The organism is Lewinella sp. (assembly GCF_050633125.1).
Taxonomy (GTDB): Bacteria; Bacteroidota; Bacteroidia; order Chitinophagales; family Saprospiraceae; genus Lewinella.
Genome location: NZ_JBOEFX010000075.1, coordinates 1 through 25,299 on the forward strand (window position 1 = coordinate 1; position 25,299 = coordinate 25,299).

Annotated in this window: 14 protein-coding genes; 3 read left to right on the forward strand and 11 right to left on the reverse strand. The window is 44.9% G+C overall.

Annotated elements, in window-relative coordinates:
* From ACRBG0_RS16160 to ACRBG0_RS16170, 3 genes are all read right to left on the reverse strand, one after another.
* On the reverse strand, positions 1 to 271 hold a 271-nt coding region (locus tag ACRBG0_RS16160; RefSeq protein ID WP_431487906.1), incomplete at its 3' end, for an NAD(P)-binding domain-containing protein.
* A 104-nt stretch (positions 272 to 375) separates the two neighbouring features.
* Positions 376 to 2,331: a response regulator gene (locus ACRBG0_RS16165; protein ID WP_431487907.1), complete on the reverse strand. Its 1,956-nt coding sequence runs from the start codon at positions 2,329 to 2,331 to the stop codon at positions 376 to 378.
* Between the two features lie 77 nt (positions 2,332 to 2,408).
* Positions 2,409 to 2,855, reverse strand: a complete 447-nt coding sequence (locus tag ACRBG0_RS16170) for a response regulator (RefSeq protein WP_431487908.1) — start codon at positions 2,853 to 2,855, stop codon at positions 2,409 to 2,411.
* 341 nt (positions 2,856 to 3,196) lie between these two features.
* Between ACRBG0_RS16170 and ACRBG0_RS16175 the strand changes: the two genes are divergently transcribed.
* On the forward strand, positions 3,197 to 4,174 hold the full coding sequence (locus ACRBG0_RS16175; RefSeq protein WP_431487909.1) for a polyprenyl synthetase family protein: 978 nt from the start codon (positions 3,197 to 3,199) through the stop codon (positions 4,172 to 4,174).
* Positions 4,175 to 4,669: 495 nt separating this feature from the next.
* Here ACRBG0_RS16175 and ACRBG0_RS16180 read toward each other — a convergent pair whose 3' ends face one another.
* Entirely contained in the window at positions 4,670 to 5,116 is a 447-nt protein-coding gene (locus ACRBG0_RS16180; protein ID WP_431487910.1) for an N-acetyltransferase family protein, read from the reverse strand.
* Between the two features lie 93 nt (positions 5,117 to 5,209).
* On the opposite strand from ACRBG0_RS16180, the gene ACRBG0_RS16185 reads away from it, so the two are divergent.
* Both ACRBG0_RS16185 and ACRBG0_RS16190 read left to right on the forward strand, forming a co-directional pair.
* A complete protein-coding gene (locus ACRBG0_RS16185; RefSeq protein ID WP_431487911.1) occupies positions 5,210 to 6,937 on the forward strand; it encodes an amidohydrolase in 1,728 nt (575 codons plus the stop codon).
* 46 nt (positions 6,938 to 6,983) lie between these two features.
* Positions 6,984 to 8,762: an FG-GAP-like repeat-containing protein gene (locus ACRBG0_RS16190; RefSeq protein ID WP_431487912.1), complete on the forward strand. Its 1,779-nt coding sequence runs from the start codon at positions 6,984 to 6,986 to the stop codon at positions 8,760 to 8,762.
* 89 nt (positions 8,763 to 8,851) lie between these two features.
* On the opposite strand, the gene ACRBG0_RS16195 is transcribed toward ACRBG0_RS16190, so the two are convergent.
* The 7 genes from ACRBG0_RS16195 to ACRBG0_RS16225 all read right to left on the reverse strand — a co-directional run bounded on the left by ACRBG0_RS16195 (position 8,852) and on the right by ACRBG0_RS16225 (position 25,259).
* Positions 8,852 to 9,394, reverse strand: a complete 543-nt coding sequence (locus ACRBG0_RS16195; RefSeq protein WP_431487913.1) for a transposase — start codon at positions 9,392 to 9,394, stop codon at positions 8,852 to 8,854.
* A gap of 211 nt (positions 9,395 to 9,605) precedes the next feature.
* On the reverse strand, positions 9,606 to 11,312 hold the full coding sequence (locus ACRBG0_RS16200) for an arylsulfotransferase family protein (protein ID WP_431487914.1): 1,707 nt from the start codon (positions 11,310 to 11,312) through the stop codon (positions 9,606 to 9,608).
* Between the two features lie 115 nt (positions 11,313 to 11,427).
* Positions 11,428 to 12,384, reverse strand: a complete 957-nt coding sequence (locus tag ACRBG0_RS16205; RefSeq protein ID WP_431487915.1) for a hypothetical protein — start codon at positions 12,382 to 12,384, stop codon at positions 11,428 to 11,430.
* A 68-nt stretch (positions 12,385 to 12,452) separates the two neighbouring features.
* Complete coding sequence (locus ACRBG0_RS16210; protein ID WP_431487916.1) at positions 12,453 to 14,150, reverse strand: SusD/RagB family nutrient-binding outer membrane lipoprotein; 1,698 nt, start codon at positions 14,148 to 14,150, stop codon at positions 12,453 to 12,455.
* Between the two features lie 22 nt (positions 14,151 to 14,172).
* Positions 14,173 to 17,337, reverse strand: a complete 3,165-nt coding sequence (locus tag ACRBG0_RS16215) for a SusC/RagA family TonB-linked outer membrane protein (protein WP_431487917.1) — start codon at positions 17,335 to 17,337, stop codon at positions 14,173 to 14,175.
* Between the two features lie 306 nt (positions 17,338 to 17,643).
* Complete coding sequence (locus ACRBG0_RS16220; protein ID WP_431487918.1) at positions 17,644 to 18,357, reverse strand: pyridoxine 5'-phosphate synthase; 714 nt, start codon at positions 18,355 to 18,357, stop codon at positions 17,644 to 17,646.
* A 278-nt stretch (positions 18,358 to 18,635) separates the two neighbouring features.
* Positions 18,636 to 25,259 carry a PKD domain-containing protein gene (locus ACRBG0_RS16225; RefSeq protein ID WP_431487919.1) on the reverse strand — a complete coding sequence of 2,208 codons (6,624 nt, stop codon included), beginning with the start codon at positions 25,257 to 25,259 and terminating at the stop codon, positions 18,636 to 18,638.
* Between the last annotated feature and the right edge of the window lie 40 nt (positions 25,260 to 25,299).

Sequence of the window (25,299 nt, forward strand, 5' to 3'; positions counted from 1 at the left end):
GCTTCACCTTTAGTTGGTAAGCTTGCTGCAATCTGCGATAATATTCAAGCGCCTCTTTCCGGGTGGGTTTATCAGTATGGGATATAAAAGGCGTTTCTCCAATTTCCAATTTCTGAGACGTAGAGAAAAAGGTCATATTAACCGGAAAATGGTAGATAGAATTTACCAATACCCCCTTTTCCAGTACCAAATATTTAATACCTGCTTTTTCAGCAGCTAATGCGACATTGAGCCCCGTGGGACCGCCGCCAATAATAACTAAATCGTACATATTCTTGATCTTCGCGTATCCTTCTCCAACAACAGCAAGTCTACCTTGGTTTTGTCGTCGCTGTAATTAGCTAGACCTTCGGACCTTTTTGCAGAAAGTCCAGCTTAATCTACACCATTCCCATTATCCTCATGAATCAGCAGCATAATGCGATGATAAAGTTCTTCTGGCTGAAATGGCTTTGCGATATAGTCATTAAACCCTACTTGATAGCAGCGATCTTCCTCCTGTTTGCTGTTGCTGGCTGAAAGCGCAATAACCGGTACTGTGGAAAATTGGCGGAGCTGTGTGGTGGCCTCCCAACCGTCCATCACTGGCATTTGCAAATCCATCAAGATGATATTAAAAGCCATATCCTTGGCTTGGGCCAAAGCTCTTTTTCCATTATCAGCTACAACAACTGATACCTTATCTGACCAAGTGGTTAGGATTTGTTTGGTCGCAATTTGCTGCATCGGATGATCTTCGACTAAAAGTATCTGGATGTCTTTTTGAGGAGTTTTCGGAATGTTCGCTGATTGCTGGTTACTAACCTGCAAGGGAATCGTTAGGTCAATGGTCACTTCTCCCTTTTGGCTACTTACTTGCTGCCCTACTTTAAGTTGCTCACACAAGCGAAGAAAGACGACCGCCAGCAATTGATCTCTTCCATCATCGACGGATGACGGTTGCAACAAAGAAAGAATTTCTTCTGCCGTGGCTTCCGTTTCGGTATCTGGCCAAATAGGCAACTCCCCGGTATACTCCATCTGCACATGCAAGACGCGGCCATTTTCTTCATCATCATCTAGCGTGCAACGCAGCTTAACAAATGATTCGAAAACACTGTAAGCAAATGCTAATTCAATAAGGCAGAAAAACAGTTGGGCCAGTTTATTAGAATCACCTTTGACGGTAACTAACAGGCGGGGATCGATATAAATATCTACCTCCCTATTGTGCTGCTGACCTTTAAAGGACATCACCCGCTGGATCGATTCCAAAATATCCAGGATGCGGAAATGCTCGAGGGTTAGCGGAAGATTGTCATTCGATAAAATCGATAAATTCACCAGGTTACTCAACGTAAAACTCAGGTCATTAATCGTAGTTTTCAAATCCTGCACCAGCTTCGATTGCTGCTTATTGAGGTTGGTTTGCTCCAGTAGATAAAACAAATGCACCACGGTGCTCAAAGGCGTGCGAATATTAAAGCTGATCTGATTAAAAAGCTCTCTGGAATAATAAGGATTGGGCTTAGACGCTTCGGGTTCTGGCGTTTTCGAAGCATCTGGCACCCCTGCACTTTCCGAAGGAGTAATATCCTGAACGCTCCCCAAAAGCAATACCTTGTTTGTCTTTTCGTCAAACCTGATACGGGTTCTGAGGCTAAGGATTTTAATGATCCGGTTATCGATGAGAATTCGATGCTCTAGAGGCCCGTACTCTTCATAGCGGACGGCTTTTTCAAAAAACGCTTCTACCTGATCTCTATCATCACGGTGAACATAACGTAGATAATCCGAAAGGGAAGGAGATAAGCTGTGAGGCGTAAGCTGAAAGATTTGAAACAGCTCCTCTGACCAAGTCATTGTATTACTTACAATATCCATTTCCCAGTCTCCTAAAGAAGCCATCTTCTGCAAAGCTTCTAAACGGCTCTTCTCATCTGAAGCTTTTGTTGCTCTTTCTTCCGCATCAGCGTGCAAACGAAACCGTTCCAACGAATAACGGATAGCCTTGACCAGTTGCCGGGATTCGAATTCACCCTTGACCAGAAAATCCTGAGCACCAGCCCTAACGGACTCTGTTCCCTTGCGTTGATCCGTTACTCCTGTCATCACCACAACAGGTACATGCGGCGCTTTATCCAAATAGCGCCTTAACGTATTGAACCCATTACTGTCAGGCAGATTAAGGTCTAGTAGCACCAGGTCTACTGGATGTTCATCTATAATGTAAAAACCTTCCGATAACGACTCTGCGCATCGCAACTGGTACTTGTTTTTTGCTTCCGCCAGGTAAACACGGATCATCTCCGTATCCTCCTTGGTATCTTCAATTACAAGTATTCTCAACATTTCTTTTAATGACCCCGCCATAGGAAAAAAATTATCATTAGTAAATATGGGGACGGGTTTACAGACTATAAATTAAACTAGGAAACACTACCCGGTAACGTAGCTGTTTCTAACCAAAACTGTTGAATGTAGTTGATAATCTGAAAAAAGTTATCAAAATCTACTGGTTTATTGATAAAACAATTCGCATGTAAATTATAACTAGCCAATACATCTGCTGACGCATTAGAAGTGGTCAGAACAACAACAGGAATACGCAAAAAACGTTCATCCTTCTTAATTCTTTCAAGCACTTGCTTCCCCCCCCATTTAGGAAGATTCAAATCCAAAAGTATTAAGTCAGGTATTGGCTTCTCTGCGTATTCACGCTCTTGCTGCAGATAAGCCACAGCCTCAACACCATCCATAACCACCTGCAAGTCAATATCTGCACCTGTCTCTCGAAACGCTTCCTTGGTAAGACGTACATCCCCCGGATTGTCTTCAATCAAAAGAATACAGTAACGCCGTGATTTTTTATTCATGTGTTGATTATTGTTCAGGTGTCAATAAATGCTCCTAACTAAAAAGCTAAGAGCCTAAATTTAGTATAAAAATAGGACTATCCACCCCCAGTTTAGTATAATCGAGTGTATAGTTTTTATTTTTTTTCTATACAGGCCGCAAACAATTTCTTCATTCCATCATTAATAGTTCGTTTACCTAGTGTAAAAAACACTCTCGACAGACAAGGAACAGCACAAAAGCAGTTCGGGATTCTCTTTTTATAGAATAATCACCTGACGATTGACTTATACCCTGAAAAGTTGCAAAATGTTACTTATAATAACGGGTAAATTACCGCCAATTTATCAAGAAGACTTCCATGCAAAATATCAACACCCTCCAACAGCTTTTCAATCAATACTTACTCGACAATCACATAGACAAAGAACCTAAGGCGCTCTACGAACCCTTCAATTACATCATGAACATAGGAGGTAAAAGAATGCGGCCAGTCATGGCTTTGCTGGCATGCTATCTTTTTGAAGAAGAAGTCGAAAAGGCACTTCCTGTAGCATTAAGCGTGGAGGTTTTTCATAATTTCAGTCTTGTCCATGATGATATTATGGACGAAGCGCCCTTACGCCGTGGCCAAGCTACGGTTCACAGTAAGTACGGCCTCAACAGCGGAATACTTTCCGGCGATGTCATGCTTATTTTCGCTTATGACTACCTGCGGCATAGCCCCCGACAGCAAGCTATTGCCCAGCTCTACCAAACCCTCTCTGAGGTTGCTATCCAAGTATGTGAAGGCCAACAGTATGACATCGATTTTGAACAAAGAGATGATGTTCGCCTTGAGGAATACCTCCAAATGATTGAAATGAAAACTGCTGCATTACTTGCAGGGAGCCTAAAAATGGGAGCTATAGCAGCAGGCGCAGACCCTGAAGATCAAAAGCACCTAAGTGAATTTGGTCGACTCACAGGAATTGCCTTTCAAATACAGGATGACTTCCTCGACACCTTTGGCGATCCACAAAAAGTAGGAAAACGAGTAGGTGGAGATATTGTGCAAAACAAAAAAACCTGCCTCATTATTAAAGCCTTGGAACTCGCCACTCCAGAAGTACGAGAACGGCTATTACACCTGTACGCCCAGCAAACAGGTAATGAGCAAGAAAAAGTAGCTACCGTCACCAATATCTTTGTAGAATTAGGCATCCCTGAATTTCTTCGAAACCTGCGTAATGATTACCAAAAACGCGCTTACCAACACCTTGAACAAGTAAATGCCCCTAAAGAAAAAAAGGATATACTCTTTGGCTTGGCAGAATCTTTACTCGTCAGAGAACTCTAAGGAACAGCACGAAAATAAAAAGCGATTTGGCTACGCCTCTACTTCGTGGTTGTTTTTCACAATAGTTAAATAAGCGCTTCATTTTAAGCGTTTTAGCTATTTGAAAAACTTGAGAAACCTCGAAGAAGCAGCGAAGCTAAATCGTACTTTATTTTCTGCGCAATACTAAGGGCAAAAAAAAGGAGGTAACCTTAGCGGCCACCCCCTACACTATGAAACACTATAAATCTTGATTTCTAATTCATGTGTCCCCCTTCAAACAGGTAAAATCACAAGAGAATAGAAAATTAAATGCTGTATTCTTTAATGATCTGCACCGCCTCGCCAATCACAGAACCGGTAGCAAAAACACTATAAGTGGTCGAATATCATTATTTTACGTACCAAAGATATTTACTTATTTAAATAAATCAAATAATATTTTTATTTATTTGTTAAGAAGTAATTGAATTAACAACCTCAGTAGAAGGCATGGGCCTTTTTTTTGTAAACTCCTTATAAAAACAGCTTCCCATTCCACCACTCTTTCTCAATAATGGCATGGTTCTTTTCATAAAACCGAACAGCCGGTTCATTCCAGTCTAGCACCTGCCACTTCATCAACCGGCACTCCATCTCTATTGCCCGAACCTTCAGTGCATCAAATAATCGTTGCCCCAGCCCTGTGCGCCGATAGGATTCATTTACCACAAAATCTTCGAGGTAAAGCATACGCCCCTTCCAGGTTGAATAAGTCAGGTAATACAAGCACACGCCTATGACTTGGCCTTTGTCTTCGGCTACTATACACTCGAATACCCCCGCATCAAAATCGCGTTTGTAATCTTCTACAGTCGCTGTCAGTGCGTCTTCTGCTTTTTCATAAATAGCTAATTCCCGCACTAAATTGTGAACGGCAGCTAAGTCTGCGGTATTTCCTCTACGGATATGGATACTGGACATAAGGTTTTCGTATTTTGTCGAATAATCTAATCGCTAAGTTAGGGAAGTTCTCTAAAGTTCAATCTTTGAGCTTCCGCTGGAAAACAATACAATATGCTGCTTACTAACCATCGTCTACTTTTCCTCTTTACAAGTCTTTTGCTATTCGTAACTGCTTGTAAACAGGAACAAGTCGCCGCAGATTTGATCCTCACCAATGCCGATATTTATACCGTTGACCCTGACCAACCCACTGCTACGGCGATGGCAATCAAAGACGGGCGCATATTAGCCATTGGCGATGAGGCCACCATAGAGGAATATCGCTCAGAAGCTACAGAGGTCATGGACCTCGATGGAAAATTTGTGATGCCTGGATTTATTGAAGGACATGGTCACTTTTCTGGCCTCGGCTACGGATTGATGAATCTCAACTTCCTACAAGCAAAAAGCTGGGATGAAATCGTGCAGATGGTCGCCGAAAAAGCCGCAAAAACGCCTGATGGCGAATGGATTACCGGCAGAGGATGGCACCAGGAAAAATGGACAACAGCCCCTGAGTTGGCACAACACGGCTACCCTTCTCATCATACCCTCAGTGTACTTACCAAAGACCACCCCGTGGTACTACGCCACGCCAGCGGCCACTCTCTTTTTGCCAACGAAGCCGCCATGAAACTAGCGGGCGTCACCGCCGAAACCCCTGATCCCAGGGGCGGGCACATCCTCAAAGACAATCAAGGCCAACCCATCGGCGTCTTCGAAGAACGAGCGATGAGTCTTATCAACGAAGCCTATGCTGCTTATCGCGATGGCCTTTCGCCACAAGCCCTGGTGGGAGAATGGCAAGAAGGCATTGAACTAGCACAAAAAGAATGCTTGGCCAAAGGGGTTACCTCTTTCCAGGATGCAGGTTCTTCTTTTCAAGAAATTGAAGACTACCAAAAACTGGCCGAAGCAGGAGAGCTTGATCTACGGCTTTGGGTCATGGCTCGACTATCCTATAACAAACTGGCTGCTGGCTTAGGCAACCAATTTCCAATTGTAGATGCAGGTGATCATTTCTTTACTTGTCGGGCTATTAAATCCGAAGTAGATGGTGCCCTGGGTGCCTTTGGTGCATGGCTGCTGGAGCCTTATGATGACAAACCCGATTTTGTTGGACAAAACACTACTCTGCTGGAAACAGTCGACAGTATTGCGGGTTTGGCCATTGATAAAAAAATGCAACTATGTGTCCATGCTATTGGCGATCGTGCCAATCAAGAGGTGCTTAACCTTTTTGAAAAACGCTTTGCTGAAAACGGCGAACAGGATTATCGTTGGCGAATTGAGCACAGTCAGCATTTGGCGGTAGAAGATATTCCGCGATTTGCAGAACTAGGTGTTATTGCGTCTATGCAGGCCATTCACTGTACTTCAGATGCGCCGTTTGTAGAGAAGCGCTTGGGCACAGAGCGTGCCCGCACCGGAGCCTACCCCTGGCGCAGCTTACTGGACGCTGGTGCTGTAGTAACCAATGGCACCGATGTGCCCGTAGAGGATGTTGACCCCTTGGCCAGCTATTATGCTACCGTTACCCGCAAGCGCCCCGATTCCGGCATGGAATTCTTCCCGGAACAGGCGATGACCAGAGAGGAAGGTATTTATTCCTACACCATGGCCAATGCTTATGCCGCATTTGAAGAAAACGACAAAGGCAGTCTTAGCCCTGGAAAACTGGCAGATATCGTCGTGTTAAGCAATAACCTTCTAAGTTGCAGCGAAGCTGAAATCATGGAAACGAAAGTACTCACGACCATTGTAAATGGCGAGGTGAAGTATCAGCGGAATGAAAAATGATCGTATTTTTGAATACTAGTATGATCGATAGATGAACGCTTAAGCAATGAAGAATTTTTTATTACTGATCGGAATACTCCTGGCAGGAACTTCGGTAGAGGCTCAGCTAAACTTCTCGGATAGGGCAGGACAATGTGGAATCAACCATAGATACTTGTCAAGTCTTCTCGGAGGTGGGGTCAGTTTCTACGACTTCAATCAAGATGGACTAGACGATCTCAGTCTGGCGAATGCGCAGGGAGACCCCGTACAGTTTTATCAAAACATGGGTGGGCATTTTATGCTCTTATCACCACTGGTTGATAATGAGGACGAAGTAAAGCAACTCCTCTGGGTGGATTTTGACAATGATGGTGATCAGGATTTGTTTCTTGCCACCTACTATGGTTTAAATCGTTTGTATGAAAATACGGGCGATCTTCAGATGACAGACATCACGCTTGCCGCTGGCTTACCTACGTTCAACACCCAAACTTTTGGTGCCTGCTTTGGCGATTATGACCGTGATGGTTGGGTTGACCTGTACTTTAGTGTGCGTAATAACGGAGCTGATGATGAGCATCTTTTTTTTCGTAATAATGGTAACCAAACCTTTACCAACGTTACAGAAAGCACTCAAACTGCTGATACAGGCGGACGGCCATTTTGCTCTGGCTTTCTGGACTACAACCAGGATGGATGGCCCGACATCTATACTGCTCACGACAGAATGGGCAATAAGAACACCTTGTTAGAAAACCAAGGCGACGGCACCTTCCTCAACACAGGCGCTGCCGCTGGCGCAGATATCGCCATTGATGCCATGTCCGTAACCATCGGCGACTACAACAACGACACGCTGATAGACATCTATGTTACCAATATCGTTAACGGCAACAACTTACTACATAACAATGGCCCTAATGAAGATGGGCAGTATACTTTTTCAGAGGTAGCAGCCGCTTCCGGTGTTGGGTTTTATCAAGACTCTTGGGGGGCCGTATTCCTAGATGCAGACAACGATTGTGACCTCGACCTCTACGTGAGCGGTTCTGTAGCCGGCAGTGATGCAACTTCGGCGGCTTTTTATCAAAATGAAAATGACGGTACTTTTAGCCAGCCCGACCTGGGCTTTATCGGCGATACAACCCAATCGTACAACAATGCCATTGGCGACTATAATCAGGATGGCTACCCAGATATTATGGTCATCAACCTCTACCCTTTTTATGCTCAACTTTGGTCTAGCCCACCGCTTGAACATCATTGGATAAAAACAAGCTTACAGGGGGTAGTCAGCAATCGTAATGGCATCGGCACCCGCTTGGAATGTTACGCTAATGATCGGTACCAACAACTTTACACACAATGCGGAAACGGTTTTCTAGGGCAAAACTCAGGCACCAATATCTTTGGCCTAGGTGATGCTCAAGCGGTAGATTCTTTAATTGTCACTTGGCCCAGCGGACATACTGACCGGTACTACAACCTACCTGCGGATGAGCAATTCCATCTACAAGAAGGGGGCAGCACGGGAGGAGACATCCTACCAGATCCAGATACTGGCCTTGATGCTGTTTTGGTAAGCACCTCTACCCCTACTGAAAGCCCATTGCTAAAGATCTACCCGAATCCAGCACAAGAGGAGCTTTTTATTATTCAGGAGTTAGCCTCTCCTACGCAGTTTCGCATTATAAATAGTGCTGGTCAACTGGTTTACCGTGGCAAGACCTCCCCCGGCAGCTCTTCTCCTATTGATATTCACCAGTTGCCTGCTGGCATCTATTATCTGCTACTAGGGTCAGGAAAACAAGCAACACAAGTGGTGGCGTGGTACAAAGGATAAGCCGTACGAACGGGCTACAATGTAGCCTAGGGTCATCCCGGGCGTACCCTGCATCACTTTACTACTTTACAAACGGGCTGAAGCCCGTTTTACATGTAGCCCTTGGCATAAGAGTAAGGCCAGTCTTGCCACCTCTTTACGAAATTTGCTTTACAGGGATTTTCCATAATATAAGCTATAATACGAAAAAGGCTATCCTCATTTCTTACCCAATGATCATAACTTTCACTTTCCCAAAATGGCCCACTCCTATTCAATAAACGATTTGCTGCTGTAGCTGTCCCACCCTTAATTAGTCGCATTATGTCTTGTAGCTGGACATAATCTCCAGGGATACTACCATCATCAGCCAACTGTATTTGGGTATCAATCAAGAGATGAACATGATTAGGCATTATACAATAGCTCAACAAATCGTATAGCTGTGTATCATATTCTTCGATCCTTTCTATTACCAATTGAGCAATAGCTTTTTCTTGCAAGAAAAAAGGTCCACTTTTTATTTTATCAAGCAATTCATCATTAGCAAAAACATGCTGTAAATGATACTCATCCCTTTCTTCTTGGGAAAGGTCTCTCTTAGCAATCATTTCTTCTTCCTGGCTGCGTTTCTGATTTCTTAACGTAGCCATAGGCACTGAATTTTTCAGCCTGAAAGTAACAAAGAACGTGCCGCCAGGTGGTTGGTAATGAGGCAGGTTTCTTTTGTAATATATTTTTTTCGGAGAAGGCATTTTTTTGGTTTTTATTACGGGCTGAAGCCCGTTTTACAATGTAGCCTGGGATTTATCCCGGGCGTACCCTACATCACTTTACTACTTTACGAACGGGCTAAAGCCCGTTTTACTTTATAATGAATTTCTGCACTTCCGCCTTTCCTGAGACTTGCAGAAAATATATACCAGCAGAGTAGTTGCTCATATCTAACATAACACTATTGGATAGCAATGATTGTTGTAAAACCACAACACCTCGCATGTCCCTTATCGTCAGCGTTTCACCAATTGTTGCTGTGTTTACATTGACCGAAAATTGGCCTGTAGAAGGGTTTGGAAAAACCGTTACCGACGATTGCTTTTCGTTCAATTCATCAACAGCGACCACACTGCAAAACTCTTCATTCGGATCAAGTTCCAGGTAGCCTTGTGGGCTGAGGTCTTTACCCACAAAAGCCTCATAATCGGCGGGGTATCTTTCTGCCTGGAAGGTGAAATTATCCCCTACATTCAAATCTCCTCCTTGAGGAAAATTTTGCCCGAATCGCAGAGGAGTAAGGTATTCCCAAACAAGCTCTCCTTCTTCATCAAGCTCAAAAATACGCCCTTGGCGTGCCGCACAAATCACAACGTGCCCATCACCCAATACCTGGATGCTGGATGCATTGGTGGAGAAGGTTTTAGCTGTATCTGGATGTACAAAAGCAGCACTAAACGCTTCAGGTAAAAAACTGCCACTTCCCTGGGAATAAGACTGGGTGCTTTCCTCCCAAACGGGGGTAATAATCTGCCCTCTGGACAAGCCGTCTTCCACAGAAAAATTAACAAAATTATTAAAGACCGCTATCGCACCATAATGCTCATAATTCTCCGCTACAAAATCATCAATCCATTGTGCATCATGCTGCGAAAATAATTTTTCCTCTTCTAATGTCCCCTGTTGATAAGCATGTGGCGAGCCCCATCTCCACAATAGGTCGCCTCCACGATTGCTGTTACCGCCACTGGTTGTTGCAGCTTCACTTGTGGTGGTGCTATGATCAATGATCCATATTTCGTTGAAATTTCGAGCACTGATCATAATTTGGTCCAGCTCCTCATTGTAATCAATCGCATTAGCATGGACCCAATCATCTCTACCTTCAGAAAATTCTTGATAATTAAGATTAATACGTTCAGGGTGAGCACTAATCTCTCCGAAATTCTCAGCAGCATCGTCAAAGTCCTGAACCAAGTGATCCCAGGCTCTCCATTCCCAGTGGATACTATCGGTCAATGGGTCTACCTCTATAATTTTTTCCGACCAAATACTCTGCTGTGGGTAAGAAAGCGTATCAAAGCCATTGGCAATAATTTCCTCACTTTCAATAAAATCGTAGGCCAGTATCAGTATATGCCCATTGGGCAGGTAATGCACATCATGGTGCTGCCGTTCATGGCTATCCGCAACCACATAGGTCCACAATACTTCATTGTCCCAGCTTACCAATTCAACAACACCGCCCGCGCCACCTGAGCCAAAGGTAGGCCCCTCAAAAAGTGGTGCATAACGTTTGGCCCGCAGCAAACGCCCATCAGGCAAAAGGTAAGCTACCGCACCAGGGCGTGCGCCAAAATCACCATCCTCCCAGCTATGTACAATTTGCCCACAGGCATCCAACAGGTATACAGTAGATTGTTGCTCAGGGTAGATAAGCAGGTAATCTTCAATGGGTGATTCCGAATTATAGGTTAATAACCCAACTGTGTTTTGTGTAAAACTGACAGAAGGCATTACTACCATTAAAAACCAAAAAAAAATACACAAAGCATTTTTAGAAAAGCGTTTTCGCATACCTCATTTTTTAAGTGTAGCTAAAATACAAAAGCCACCTGGATAACTTTCGTTGTCCAGGTGGCTTAATATAAAGCGATTAATAAATTTACACGAGGTAAATTATTTAATCATCTTAGTTAGTCAATGGAGGCCAGTCTGTACCATCCGTACGAACGAAAGTAGAAGTACCGCCTTCGCCATAGTCATTGGACCAAACGATCACCAAAGTAGAACCGCTAACGGTTACACTTTCATACGTGTAAAACTCACCCCAACGGCTAGAGCCGATAGGAGCGATGATGTTACAAGCATCCTTGATTTGAAGGGTACCACCAGGTAAAGTAGAACCTTCTCCATAACAAGGAGTGTAAGCACCGAAAGAGAAATCAGCCGCATCCGGATCATCAGGATTAGCAGGATCTATAACATCGTAAACACCTTCGCTAGCCGTTTCTACCCATTGGGTCATGATGGTTGGACCAACATCACCACACCAAGCTTCGGTCGTTACTTCGTAGATTCCTGAAAGATCAGAAGTACAAAGCAAGTCAGCATCAAAGCTGAACAAGCCGCTAAATGGCGCAGAAGAAATAACGTTAGACCCTGTATTGGCAGCCGTAAAAGTACGACCGTCATTCAAGGTTAGCGTTGCATTGAAACGGAAAGTGCTACCACCGTCTACATCAGCAGCTGTGATACCCAACGTAGAAAGCACCTCTGGCAAAGTAAAGCCGAAGCTAGTGAAAGGAAGCCCTGTGTCAGGATTAGTACTGAATGCTCCAGCATCAATCGTCAAAATATTAACAGGAGCAACGCTATTAGCACCGCCATTAGCTTTGTCAATGTACTCTACCACCCAAGAGTAAGAAGCTACGTTCTTACCGTCATTCTCATCGTAGAATTCTACAGAGATATCGATGGCTGAGTTATCAATATCAGTCAAAAAGAAATTCCCGGCCTTAGTCAACTGACGAGCAAAAGCTCCGTGCTCTAAGTTTTCGTATTCGGGAAATGCACGTTCCTTTTCTTCACAGGCGGTAAAACCTACCAAGATCGAAAGTGCGAAAAGCGAATAAAAAAGTTTTTTCATCGCAAAATTATTTTCAAACCCGGTGGTTCTCTGCTGTACAGAAGACCACCGGAATCGGTTAGACAAAATTAACGTAAATCACCAGGCTTCGTATCCCAGAATACACGGCCACTCAAATCCTGACGCTGAGAAGCGGTAGCATTAAAGTTAACGTATACTGCAGGGTACCAGAAGGTACGTGGGAAGAAGCTTGTAGAAGTAGATTCCCGTGTAGGCTCCATCAAAGAAGGATACCCAGTACGACGGTAGCTATTGAATGGCTCCAGCCCCATACCATGAGAAGCCAAGCGGTACTCATTCATAATGAGATCCAAGCGAGCTTCGTCATCAGCAGCAGCATCATACAAGCCCATTACTTCAGCTACATAAGCATCAACTGCTTCGTCAGTAGGTACAAGCGTTGCATCAACGACAGCAGTATTGAAGTTCATTACTTTGCTGATAGACTGACGTAGTCCAGTTTCCAACAATGCGCGAGCATCGCCACTTGTTCCCATTGTCAAGGCCGCTTCTGCCAAAAGGAAGTGCGTCCAACTAGACAAGAAGATAGGCTGAATACCAGCACCACGTGCACCATCAGTACCACCATTAGATACTTGCCAAGTGTCATCACCAGTATCTTCGTCCTGGATAATCATTGGCAGATCATCAAATGCACCACCAGCAGGGTACAAGCCCCAAGCAGTACGCTTCAAGTCATCAGGCGGAATACCGTCGGCATTACCGTGGCTACGGCCCCAGTATCCTCCGCGAATTCCATCAGGATCACCGTAGTCACCAGATGCGGTACACCAAGGGTAACCGTCTTCCCAGTGCGTAGGGTAAGGAGCTGTAGTACAATCCAGGGTAAACTGGTTTTCATTGTCTTCAAACCCATCCTGGCGGCGGAAGTAATAACGTAGACGTGGGTCTTCGTTATCCTTATCCCCGAACATCTGCCACATCATGTAGTTACTCATGTACCAGCCTGGGCCGCCATTTTCGTAACCATCAGAATAGTAAGGGTGGCGAGAATCAGGCGTAGCACGGTTAGTACCATACTGGAATTGGAAATCTTCGCTAGTTGCGTCGATGAAATCACCGCCTCCAACAATAGCATCGATAGCAGCACCACTTCCACCTGCTAGGCGAGTCATTACATTGTAACGAATTAGAAGTGTATTAGCTAACGTTGCCCATGATTCACCAGTACCATCATAGTAAAGGTCTCCGATATACTCTCCTTTCGGGCTTGAGAAATCAGCCAAAGCTGAAGTCAACAAATCCGCTGCAGCACCGTAAACAGCCACATCTGTATCAGCCTTCGGGCTAGGTACTACTACCCCTTGAAAAGCTTCGCTGTAAGGAATGTCTCCGTACAAATCTACCAAGGTAAATAGGATATAAGCCTTCATCGTCTTTGCAATACCAGCGTAGGTCGTAAGATCACGCTCAGTAGCATTGTCAATGATCAGGTTAAGATCCGGCAGCAAATCGAAATAGGCAGTTTCCCACATAAAATCGAAGCTGGTAGGACCGTCCTGGTTATTGTAAAAATAACCGTCAGCCATAGCTGCCATACGCACATAAGGCATGGTTTCATCACTCACTTCATCAACGAAGTCTTTGAAGTCCAGCATTACGGCATTGAACACCAAGTCTAATTCTGCCTTTTCGGGCGAAACCGAGTTGGGGTTATCCAACAACTCATCAAGCTCCAAGCTTTGGCACCCCACAATTGCGAGGGCTACCAATGCAAGAAAACTGTATTTTAAAATATTTTTCATATTGTTATTCACTTTTGGTTGTTTAGAAGGTGACGCGTACGCTACCACCAATTTGACGAGAAGTAGGAACGTTCATCAGCTCAAAGCCACGGCCGTTACCTACACCTAATGAAAGTACTTCAGGGTCAAAGTTTGCTCCTTCAGGGAAACCAAGTGCTTTGAACCACAAGTTCTGGCCAGACAGGGTCATAGTCACCGTACCAAATGGTGAATTATCAATCAAGTTACCAGGCAAGCTGTAAGAGATAGAAACTTCACGCAATTTCAGGTAAGATGCATCGTAAACGCGCATCTCATCCTGGAATACACCACCATTCTGCCAGTAGTGCTGGGTAGAAGTAATCTGAATATCATTAGGCGTACCATCTTCTTTAACACCAGGAGCAACAACAGGTACGTACCGGTCAAAGTCCGTCTCTGCAAGAATACCACGAGCCATCAAGGTAGAAGGTAAAGTAGAGTAAATAACACCACCATCAGAATAGGTCATCAATGCGTTCAAGGCAATTCCCTTGAAGTTTACATTAAGGCCATAGTTCATTACGTAAGCAGGGTTAGGATCACCTAAAATACCTAGGTCTGGAGCCGTAAGGTAAGTACCATTACTTTGAACAATACGATTACCGTTGGCATCACGAGAAATAACTTCTCCCTGAATCACACCGTAAGGCTGATCAACGATGGCAAAGTTACCCAGGTTAGAGTAGCCAGCGAAAACCAGCTGATCAATACCGTCTGCAAGCTTCTCAACGTTAGAAACGTTCTTGGTAAAGTTGGCATTCAGTGCAACACGTAAGTTACTCGTCTGAACAACTGCCAGATCAAGACCTAACTCGATACCTCTGTTGCTAATTTCAGCAGCATTGATCGTCGTGTTTTCATAACCTGTTGATGGATCAAGATCCAAATCGATAATCAAGTCCGTAGACTGCTTGTCGTATAAAGACAGATCAATACCGAAGCGGTTATTGAACAAACGTGCCTCCACACCAAGCTCCAATTCTGAGTGTAGCTCTGGCTTAAGATCAGGGTTACCAAAACGGTTGTCTACTGTATTGGTATTCACAACAGTACCACCATTGGTAATAAACTCACGTGTAGCAACACCCAGGATGTTACGCGTCTGGTAAGGGTTAGGATAACCAGCAGAAGTACCGTAACCCAAACGAAGTTTCAGGTAATTCAGCGTGCTGTTGTTCTGCAAACCAGCAAATGCTTCTGTAGCAATGAAAGATGCAGAAACAGAAGGATATAGAATAGAACGGTTCTCCTTCTCAAGCGTAGACGTATAGTCATTACGCGCCTGCACATTCAGATACAAGAAATTCTTGAAGCCTAAAGAGGCTGTAGCATAAGCACCAATCAAGTTCTCTTCGCGGAAATCTGATGTATTGGTGTGGTTGATAAAGTTGTCGTGCGTCAACAGGTTGTAAACAAACTGCTGAGAGCTGTTTGCAAACGTACGCTGACGTACATCACGGCGAACATTCATACCTACAACACCATCCAGTGTTAGATCGTCACTAAGACGAGCATTGTACTGAAGGTTCAAGTTATGGTCAACAATCGTGTTGCCACGCTCTGATGTTTCCAAAAGACCTAAAGGCAATTGGCCACCACCTTTGTTGACGGAGTAACGCTGCGTTTGAGTAAATCCATCATAACCAACACGGTACATGGCAGACAACCAATCTGTCAACTTGTACTTCAGTGCAATTGTACCGAAGAAACGGTTAACGCGTTCGTTATCAGAAGTGTTATTCAACGTCCAGTAAGGGTGCTGAATATCATTACCACCACGGTAGTAAATACTGGAGAAATCCTGAGGATTTTCATACTCAAGGTCTTCCAATGAAACAGAACGAGGTGTGTAGAACACATTCGAGAACAACGAAGCAGCATCAGTAGGGTTAGAAGAAAAACTAACCGCAGTTGGTGGTGCCTGACGCTCAGAAGTAACGTAGTTAAACGTACTCACCAATTCTAAACCATTTGCTAGTTTAGTATTGATACCCAAACCAAGGTTGTGCTTGTCAAATGTACTTAGCGGAATGAATCCCTCTTCAGAACGGTAACCGTAGCTGAAGTTTAAAGAAGTTCCTTCTGACAGACGATTAGCGATATTCACCGAAGTGCTCGCAATCAAGCCTGTCTGGAAGAAGTTCTCCAAGTTGTCATAAGCTTGGTAGTTGTACCGAGCACCTACGTACTGAGGTAAAACACCGTTTAATGCAGAACGATCATAAGGGTGAGCAACAGTTCCATCAGCAGCTACACCGTCATTAGCGGTACGCTCGTTGAAATTAGCTCCCCAGTTAGAGAAGGCTGCAGAAGCGAAGTTGTGGAAACCATTACCCCAGCTGTCCTGGTCTTCAGGTAAAGACGCAATGTCATTCGCAAAGAATGACTGGTCAACGGTTACTTCAAACTTCTTGTCCAAATCACCGATGTTACCATTCTTAGTGGTAATCAGGATAACCCCATTACGGCCCGCTTCACCGTAAAGTACGGTAGCAGAAAGACCTTTCAATACAGAAACTTCTGCAATGTTGTTGGGGTCAATATCCAAGAAACGGCTGGAAGCCGAAGAACCACCATCGGCAAAATCACGGTCATTGTTCGTGTCAGAGTTAAAAGGAACTCCGTCAACAACGAATAATGGCTGATTTGAACCGGTGATAGAGGAATAACCACGGATAATTACGTTAGTACCAGAACCGGCAAGACCGGAAGTTTGAGAGATATCTACACCTGGTACCTTACCGCGTAATACACGCGCAACATCCGCCTCTGGTCGAAGCTCGAGTTGATCATTACCAAGTGTGGTTACCGCATATCCGAGGGCTTTCTTGTCCCGTCGAATACCCAAACCAGTTACTACCACCTCGTCAAGGGCTACCCCTTCACTCATGGTAATATCCAGCAAATTGCTGGCACCTACTGCTACTTCACGGGTCTCAAATCCCGTGTAACTAACTACCAATGTGGTAGATCCGTCAGGAACTTCCAAGGAATAAGAACCGTCGATATCGGTTACTGTACCGGAAGAAGTGCCTTTTACGAGGATACTCGCACCAATTAACGGCTCGCCGCCGTCATCGGTAATGGTACCCGATACTGTCCGCTGAGCTATTGCAAAGCTCACGGCAAACAGCACTAGCGATAATACTAGTGAGAGTTTTTTCATACTAATGGCGTTTTAAATAAAAAAATACTAGTCAACACAACACCTGTCCCATAAGAACAGATGTACTTCTTTAACCGACCCCTAAGGCATCGGTGATTTTTTTAATTTGGTTTCTTGGAGGGGTGAATTCTCCTTATTGAGCGAAAGGAGACTTTTTTTTACTAATGCTGAACTAAAAATTCAATAACACAAAACTGTTTTTCTATTGGCAGGGCTAAGGTGAGAAATATTTTCGACTTTAACACACTCTTAACAACGCATATTTCTTTGCAAACGCTGCTTACTGCCAAAACAAATCTTGCAACCCTACTTCAATTGACGCAGGTACATTTGGATAACATTCTGTAAACCAAAGTATAAAGCATCACTTATCAGGGCATGCCCAATTGACACTTCTAGCAACTCCGGTACATTTTTCCGGTAATAGGAGAGGTTCTCTAAATTAAGATCGTGCCCGGCGTTAATTCCCAAGCCAATCTGGTTGGCCAAGGCCCCACAACGAGTATGAGGTGCAACCGCTTTCTTAGGATCATTTGAAAATTGTTTGGCATAATGCCCGGTATAAAACTCAATGCGTTCGGCCCCAACTTCCTTAGCTCCTTCAATAAAGCGTTCTTCTGCGTCAACAAATAAAGACACCCTGATATTAGCAGCTTGCAATTCTGCCACTACTTCTTTCAGAAAGGCTGCCTGCCCTATAGTATCCCACCCTTGATCCGAAGTAAGTACGCCTGGTCCGTCAGGAACCAACGTACATTGATCAGGCCGATTGGCCAAAACCAAATCAAGAAAAGGCCGGTTGGGATAACCTTCGATATTGTATTCAGTAGTAACAATGTTTTTCAACAAAGGAACATCGCTGTAGCGAATATGCCGCTCATCAGGGCGCGGATGCACCGTAATTCCCTCGGCACCGAATGCTTCACAATCTTTGGCTACTTGTATCAAGTCGGGCAAATTACCTCCACGGGAATTACGCAGGGTCGCCACCTTATTTATGTTTACACTTAAACGAGTCATCTATTCAGTGATGGTTAGGGAAGCAAAGGTAATCCGTTTTTTTATTTGACAACCACGGAGTAAAATGAGTAATCCCAGATTCTGATTGTCATCAAAACCTGGGATTACCACTTAGTATTGCGCAGAAAATAAAACGCGATTTTTTTTGAGTTTTTCAAATAGTTAAAATGAACCGTTTATTCAACTATTATGAAAAACAACCACGTATGTAGACGCGAAGCGAAATCGCGATTTATTTTCGTGCTGTTCCTTAAAACTTAACGCCTTTGAAAAAGGCTCTAAAGCTTGATCACTTTTTGTGACCATACTTCATTGGCCCAGCTGATCTGGAGCCAGTAAGTTCCACTTGGAAGCTTACTCATATCCAATTGCTGTTGCCAGTTACCGGCATTTACATCGTGAACTTCCTGTCCTAGGTGCTGCCCTAATGCATTTACCAATCGGAATGACAAGCCCCCCTGAGCAGGCCAGTTGGTTGCCCTTACGTACAACTGATCGCTGGTAGGGTTAGGTGACAGGGTCAGATCGAAGGCCCACGCTGGGGTGTCTACGCCTGAAATAATCGGGTTAACCGTCTTTGCTGCCGTAGCTGAACCACAATCGTTGATAGCGACCAAGGTCACTTCAAATGGTCCATTTTCCAGGTAGGTATGCGCTACATTATCTCCGGTAGTAACCTCTCCATCACCAAAGGTCCAAGAGTAAGTCCACCCGGCAACAGGAGAGTCAACCGTAAAGTTGTAGGTCATCTCATCATCTGTAACGATTGTAAATTCAGGTGATTCTGGTGCTGCTAGCACAGTGATCAAGTCCACCACCTCAACCATAGTGGTACCGTAAATATTACTCACTTCCAAGCTTACCCCATAGGTACCGGCTGTTTCGTAAGTAACCGTCACTTCGGACTCATCACCTGTAGCAGGTGTCGCACCAGGAAGCGACCAAGACCAACTGGTCGGCGCATTTTCCGAATCATCCGTAAAGGTAACCATCAGTGGTGCACAACCTTCATCCGTATTAGTGCTGAATACTACTTCTGGAAGCGGACCGTCAATAACGATCGTCTGAGTTGTCTCTTCATCATTACATAAGCCGGTTGCGAACAAGCTCACCTCGTAAGTACCATTACCTGGGAAAGTAAAGGTTGGATTATCCATCGTTGACGTAGATCCGTCAGAGAAGGTCCACACAATACCTGTTTCTCCGGTAGAGGTATTATTAAAGGTAGCCGTTGTTCCATCAAGGGTATAATCAAACCCGGCAGTCGTCGTAGGGTTGACCGTTACAGCATCCTGCATCGTTACCGAATTGGTACCAAAAGCATTGGTCGCTGATAAAGTAACATTGTAGGTACCAGCCACCGGATAAGAAACAACAGGGTTCACTTCTGTTGAAGTCGCTGGGGTGCCTCCAGGGAAACTCCACAAGAGTTCATCTGCATTTTCCGTTGTACTAAAGAAGGAAACCGTTAAAGGAGCACATCCTTCGTTGTTCTCCAATGTGAAATCAATATCAGGAATAGCGCCTTCTACAACGATACTCATTTCTGATTGTACGGTACCACATTCACCATCAACACTTAATTGAACGATATAGGTACCTACCCCAGGGAAAGTAAACATAGGAAATTCGTCATTGCTCGTCGTGCCGCCTGGGAATAACCAGGTGTAAGCAATTGCATTTGTACTAAAATTATCAAAGGTGGCCGTTAAACCATTTAAGGTATAAGTGAAAGAAGACGTAGGCAAGCCTATCACCATTACCGTCTGCTCGGTGGTCGTAGTTCCTGCGGCATTCGTCACACTCAAGCTTACCTGATAGGAACCTGCTGCGGCAAAGGAGGTCATCACTGTCGCATCGGTACTCATAGCCGGCATGCCTCCATCGATGGTCCAGTTGTAAGTATAACCAGGTCCTTGCTCATCAGCCGTAAGGGTGATCAACTCATTTGCACAAGTGCTTAGGCTACTAGCAGTAAAGGCTGCTGTTGGTGCTGTGAGTACGGTTACTGTTTGTTCTGTCGTTGTGCTACCACATTCATTCGTGGTTGTAAGCTGTACGGTATAGGTACCTGAAGTTTCGTAGGTATGCATAACACTCATACCGCTACCTTGTGTATCATCGCCAAAGTCCCAGGCCCAACTGGTAATTCCTGCATCTGCAGGCCCAGTAGCACCAATAGTAAGGCTGCCCAGTGTTGAATCCAGTGTAAAGTCAGCTGATGGAGCCTCACCTACTACAATGTACTCTTCCAGGTTTTCAGTAGCTGTACCGGCTGCATTCATAACAACCAAGCTTACCGAATAAGCACCGGCTGTATTATACGTCACCGTTGGGTTGGCTTCATCACTAAATTCAGGTGAGCCACCAATAAAGGTCCAGGCATAAGTATAGGTGCCGTCTTGGTCATTAGCAGCAAATGAAGTTGTAAATGGTGCACAACCACTTTGCCCTGTGCTCGTAAATCCACCCGTAGGCGCTACAACGACCATGATGGTCTGCGTGATCGTTTCTGAACCACAAGGGCCAGTTCCCATCAAGCTTACTTCGTAGTTTCCTGCGGCGGCATACGTATGCGTAACCATGGCTCCTTCATCCATATTGCCATCGCCAAAGTTCCAGACCAGGTTATCAACACCTTGGCTGGTGCTGGTAAAGGTAGCGGAGTAATCGCCTAGCGCGTAGTCAATATTGAAGGTCACCATCGGCTCTGGCAATACCATCACAGGGTTGGTCGTCTGCGTAGTACCTGTTCCTGCGGCGTTGGTAACACTTACACTTGCCGTGTAATTACCGGGTTCGTTATAAACCACCGTAATAACAGGGTCTGTACTGGCGGCAGGCACTCCTCCAGGAATATCCCAAAGGTAGGTATAGCCTGCACCCTGGGGCTGAGCAGTGTAAGTAACCGTCAGCGGCGAACAACCACTGCTTACGGAAGCCGAAATGGTAGGTTCAGGAACAAAAATAATGTCAATGGTTTGCCGGCTGGTGTCGGTACCACATTCGTTGCTCGCAACCAGTGCTACTTCGTAACTGCCTTCAGCAGCGTAAGTATGCTCAGGATTAGTTTCAACAGACATCATTCCGTCTCCAAAAAACCACTGTAGGTCATCCGCTAAAGAACTGTTGTCCGTAAAGTTCACAACAGCACTTCCTAACGTATTCGTAAAGGAGAAATCAGCCGTCGGGCCCTCTCCTACTACGATCAAATCTGTTTCGGTAACCGTACTGGCTCCGGCAGCATTGGTAATCGTCAAGGAAACAGAATAAGTGCCGGGGCTATTGTAAATCACCGTTGCTTCAGGTGTATCAGTCATCATCGGTGCTCCACCAGGGAAGCTCCATTCATAGGTGTAACCATCCGCCTGAGGGCTAGCTGTAAAGCTGACCGTCAACGGTGCACAGCCACTCGTCACCGAAGAGGTAATCACCGGAGACACTGGCAATACCAAGGTGACGGTTTGGGTAGCTACATCTGTACCACACTCGTTTTCTACGGTTTGGGTAATGGTATAAGTTCCTTCTTGATCATAAGTATAAGAAGATGGCGTGTCAGTCGTGCTGTCGCCATTGCCAAAATCCCAGCTTACACTAGTTGCATTGCTGCTCATGTCGACCAAGTCTACCGTAAGGCTACCAGGCGTAGCCGTTGCAGTGAAACCTGCCGTAGGGCCTTCGTTAACAACAACGTATCCCGTTTCTGTTACCGATGCAGAACCAGCCGCATTGGTGATCGTCAAGATTACATCATAAACGCCCGCAGAAAGATAGCTGACGGTAGGGTTAGGATCTGCTGAGGTAACAGGATCACCACCAGGGAAATCCCACTCATAAATCAAACCATCCTCTTGAGGTTGTGCAGTAAAGTCTACGCTTAATGGCGCACAACCCGTCGCAGCCGTACTAGCAAAAGAAGGATCTACCGGGAAGATAACTTCTACTGTTTGAGTTGTTTCTACTCGGCCACATTCGTTAAGCGCACTTAACGTAATAATATAAGTTCCTGGCTCGGTGTAAGTAACAGTAGGGTTTTCCTCCGTTGAGGTTTCTCCATTACCGAAAGTCCAAGTGTAGCTGTCTGCATTGGTAGTATTATTTACAATAACAGGAGTAGCTTCACCAGGTGCAAGTGTAGCTGTAAAGCTCGCGTTGGGTAGCCCCAGAACGGTAATGTAATTTGAAAGCGTAATGGTTTCAAATAAACCACCAGCCTCTACCGTCAAAGTTACATCGTATACACCTGGTGTGGAATATACCACCTCAGGGTTGGGGTCACTAGAAGTAGCAGGAAGGCCACCGGGAAATTCCCACGACCATGCCTCTGGCTCACCTTCAGACAAATCGGTAAACTGTACCGTAAGGTCAGCACAACCGCTGGTTACATCACTCGTAAAATCAGCAACCAAGCCTGGTTCTACAACGACCGTTTGAATGATGATATCACTACCACATTCGTTAAACACTTCCAACTCTACTTCGTAGCTACCGGGGCCAGGGAAGGTGTGCTCGGGGTTCTCCTGTTGAGAGAAGGAACCATCGTCAAAATCCCAAGCGAAATCTTCAACATCAGAGGAAGAGGTATTCGTGAATTGGTAATTATAACCAGAGACTTGCACAAAAGTAAAGCCAGGTGTAGGTAAACCTAGTACCGTCACCGCTCCGATTTCGGTATGCGTATCACTGCCTACGTTATTTTCTACCGTTAGGCTAACATCGTAAACACCGGGCGTGTTGTACTCAGAAAAAGGAAACTGGTCATTGCTAAAGCTAGGATCTCCACCAGGGAAAGACCAGTCCCAAAACTCTACAACACCCGTTGATAAATCATCGAAAGACACCAGCAGCGGTGCACAACCAATGGTTGGGTTCAGTTCAAAGTCAGCCACAGGAGGTTCCAGTGCTCCACAAAAGGAAGTCAAAGAAATGTTATCAACGTACATATTATTACCAAAACCGTTGACATTCTCAATCATAATCACAACATCACTCTGCCCGTCATAGGCGGAAAGGTCCAGGTCAATACATCCTGGGCTATTGGTACACCATTCGAATTCATCCTCAGGAGTAAAGGCATTGTTGCGGTCGCCGGTTGTTGCAAAGTTTCCACCGCCAGTTTCGTCACCTTCAAAGAGTAAATCCGGGAAGGTTTCGCCACCATCTGTAGAAACATAAATGCGCAATTGGTCACGTAAGTTATTATTAAAGCGAGCGTAAGCATATTCCAGAGAAAGCCTTACGTCACCCTCAGCAGACAAATTGAACCCGGGACTAATAAGCCCATCCGTTTCACCATCTGCATCGTAATCAAAGTTATTAACAAAGGCAGCATTGTCTCCAAAGTTGCCTGCTACACCTGTGATTTCCCAGGTCTCATCATTGTCTGGGTTTTCAACACCCCAGCCGCCAAAGCCATCTTCAAAGTTTTCAAAGTGAATGACTTTGCGGTACTCTTCATCCAAACCTACCTCAATAGTAAATGAAGTAAAGTCGTCACCTACGTTGTTTTCCACACTTAAGAAAGCCTGATAAGTTCCAGGCTCATCATAGTAAACAACAGGATGGGGATCGGTTGAGAAACTTGGCGTTCCACCAGGAAAGTCCCAGGTACGGGTAAACACAACACCTTCAGATTCGTCAAAAAAGCCTACGTAACTTTCTGTACACGCCTCGTCACGAGACACTTCGATAAACGCAATCGGAGGATCCAGGGAAGATTCACAATCGCCCAAACAATTGGCGTTAGATACAAAGTTGTTAATCGTATTGATCGACGCAGGAGACCAAGTATTGGTATTATTTACAGAAGGAGCCATAATAAAGCCGCTACCTCCGGCATCGTGACCTGAACTGAAGTTATGCCCAAGTTCGTGTGCCCACACAACCCTAATTAGGCTGGCATTACTGCTAAAGTTCTCACAAGTATTGTAGCGTAAGTTGTTACAGACACCACTCAACCAAGCAACCCCAATAGTACCACCATTGAAGTTTCTGCCTGTCCATAAAGTGGCAACATCGAAGGTTACACCAAAACCACCACCATTACCCCAATCGGTAAAGTCGTCCAGTAGGGTTCCTGCATTTGTATTATTGGTCCAAGGGTCACAACTGGTAGCGCTACAAGTAGCAATGAAGGTGGTAACTACCTCAAACTGGATTTCATCCGCAAACTCATCGTCATAATTGGTTTGGACGTTTGCCAAGCTATTGAGCATAAAGTTCTCCACGCTGGTTTCGTTGCTCCCAAAGTCCTGGTACAGCTCAAAATCCGAAGCCAATGCTATTTCTACCAACAAACATTCTCCTGCTATTCTACTAGGGCCAGAAGATCTGTCTTGTAATCTTTCTACCTGTGCAGGAATGTGCGTAGCACAGTACTCCTCCGGGATAATAGCATCCTGTTCCCGGTACACCAGGTAATGGCTAGGGTCTGCTTGGGGAACAAAGCGCCATAAAGGTTCGATAAAATAAACGGCACCATTCTCTTCCCAGCGCCCCAGTACGTAATTTTCGTCAAACGTAAAGAGTGCTTCCTGAGGATTGGTTTCACCAACAGTTCCACGAAAAGTTGCGGTGCGTGTAGGTGCCTCGCCCTTCATACGGCCATCGATCATTGTTTGGAGCTCATAACCAGCAGAGCGTAAATCATAGCCCGTGAGGCTAAATTTGAGTGGTTGCTTCCCCGCTGCAGTCAACGAAAACTTTACGTCATTCGCAGACGTCCGATACATTTCGTAGAGTGCCTCGTAATCCAACGATACTGTTTTGTAATCTTTGAATTGTTCTGAAAGAATCGGTGCATCGGCCTGCGGCAAAGGCAATAAATCCACCGTTGTTTGAGCAAAGAGCGTACCCGTCAGTAGGCATAGCCATAGCGGGAAAAAAGCTGCTAACTTCATCATGAAAAGTAGTTGTGTTTTCGACCTAGAAGATGTTCTTTAG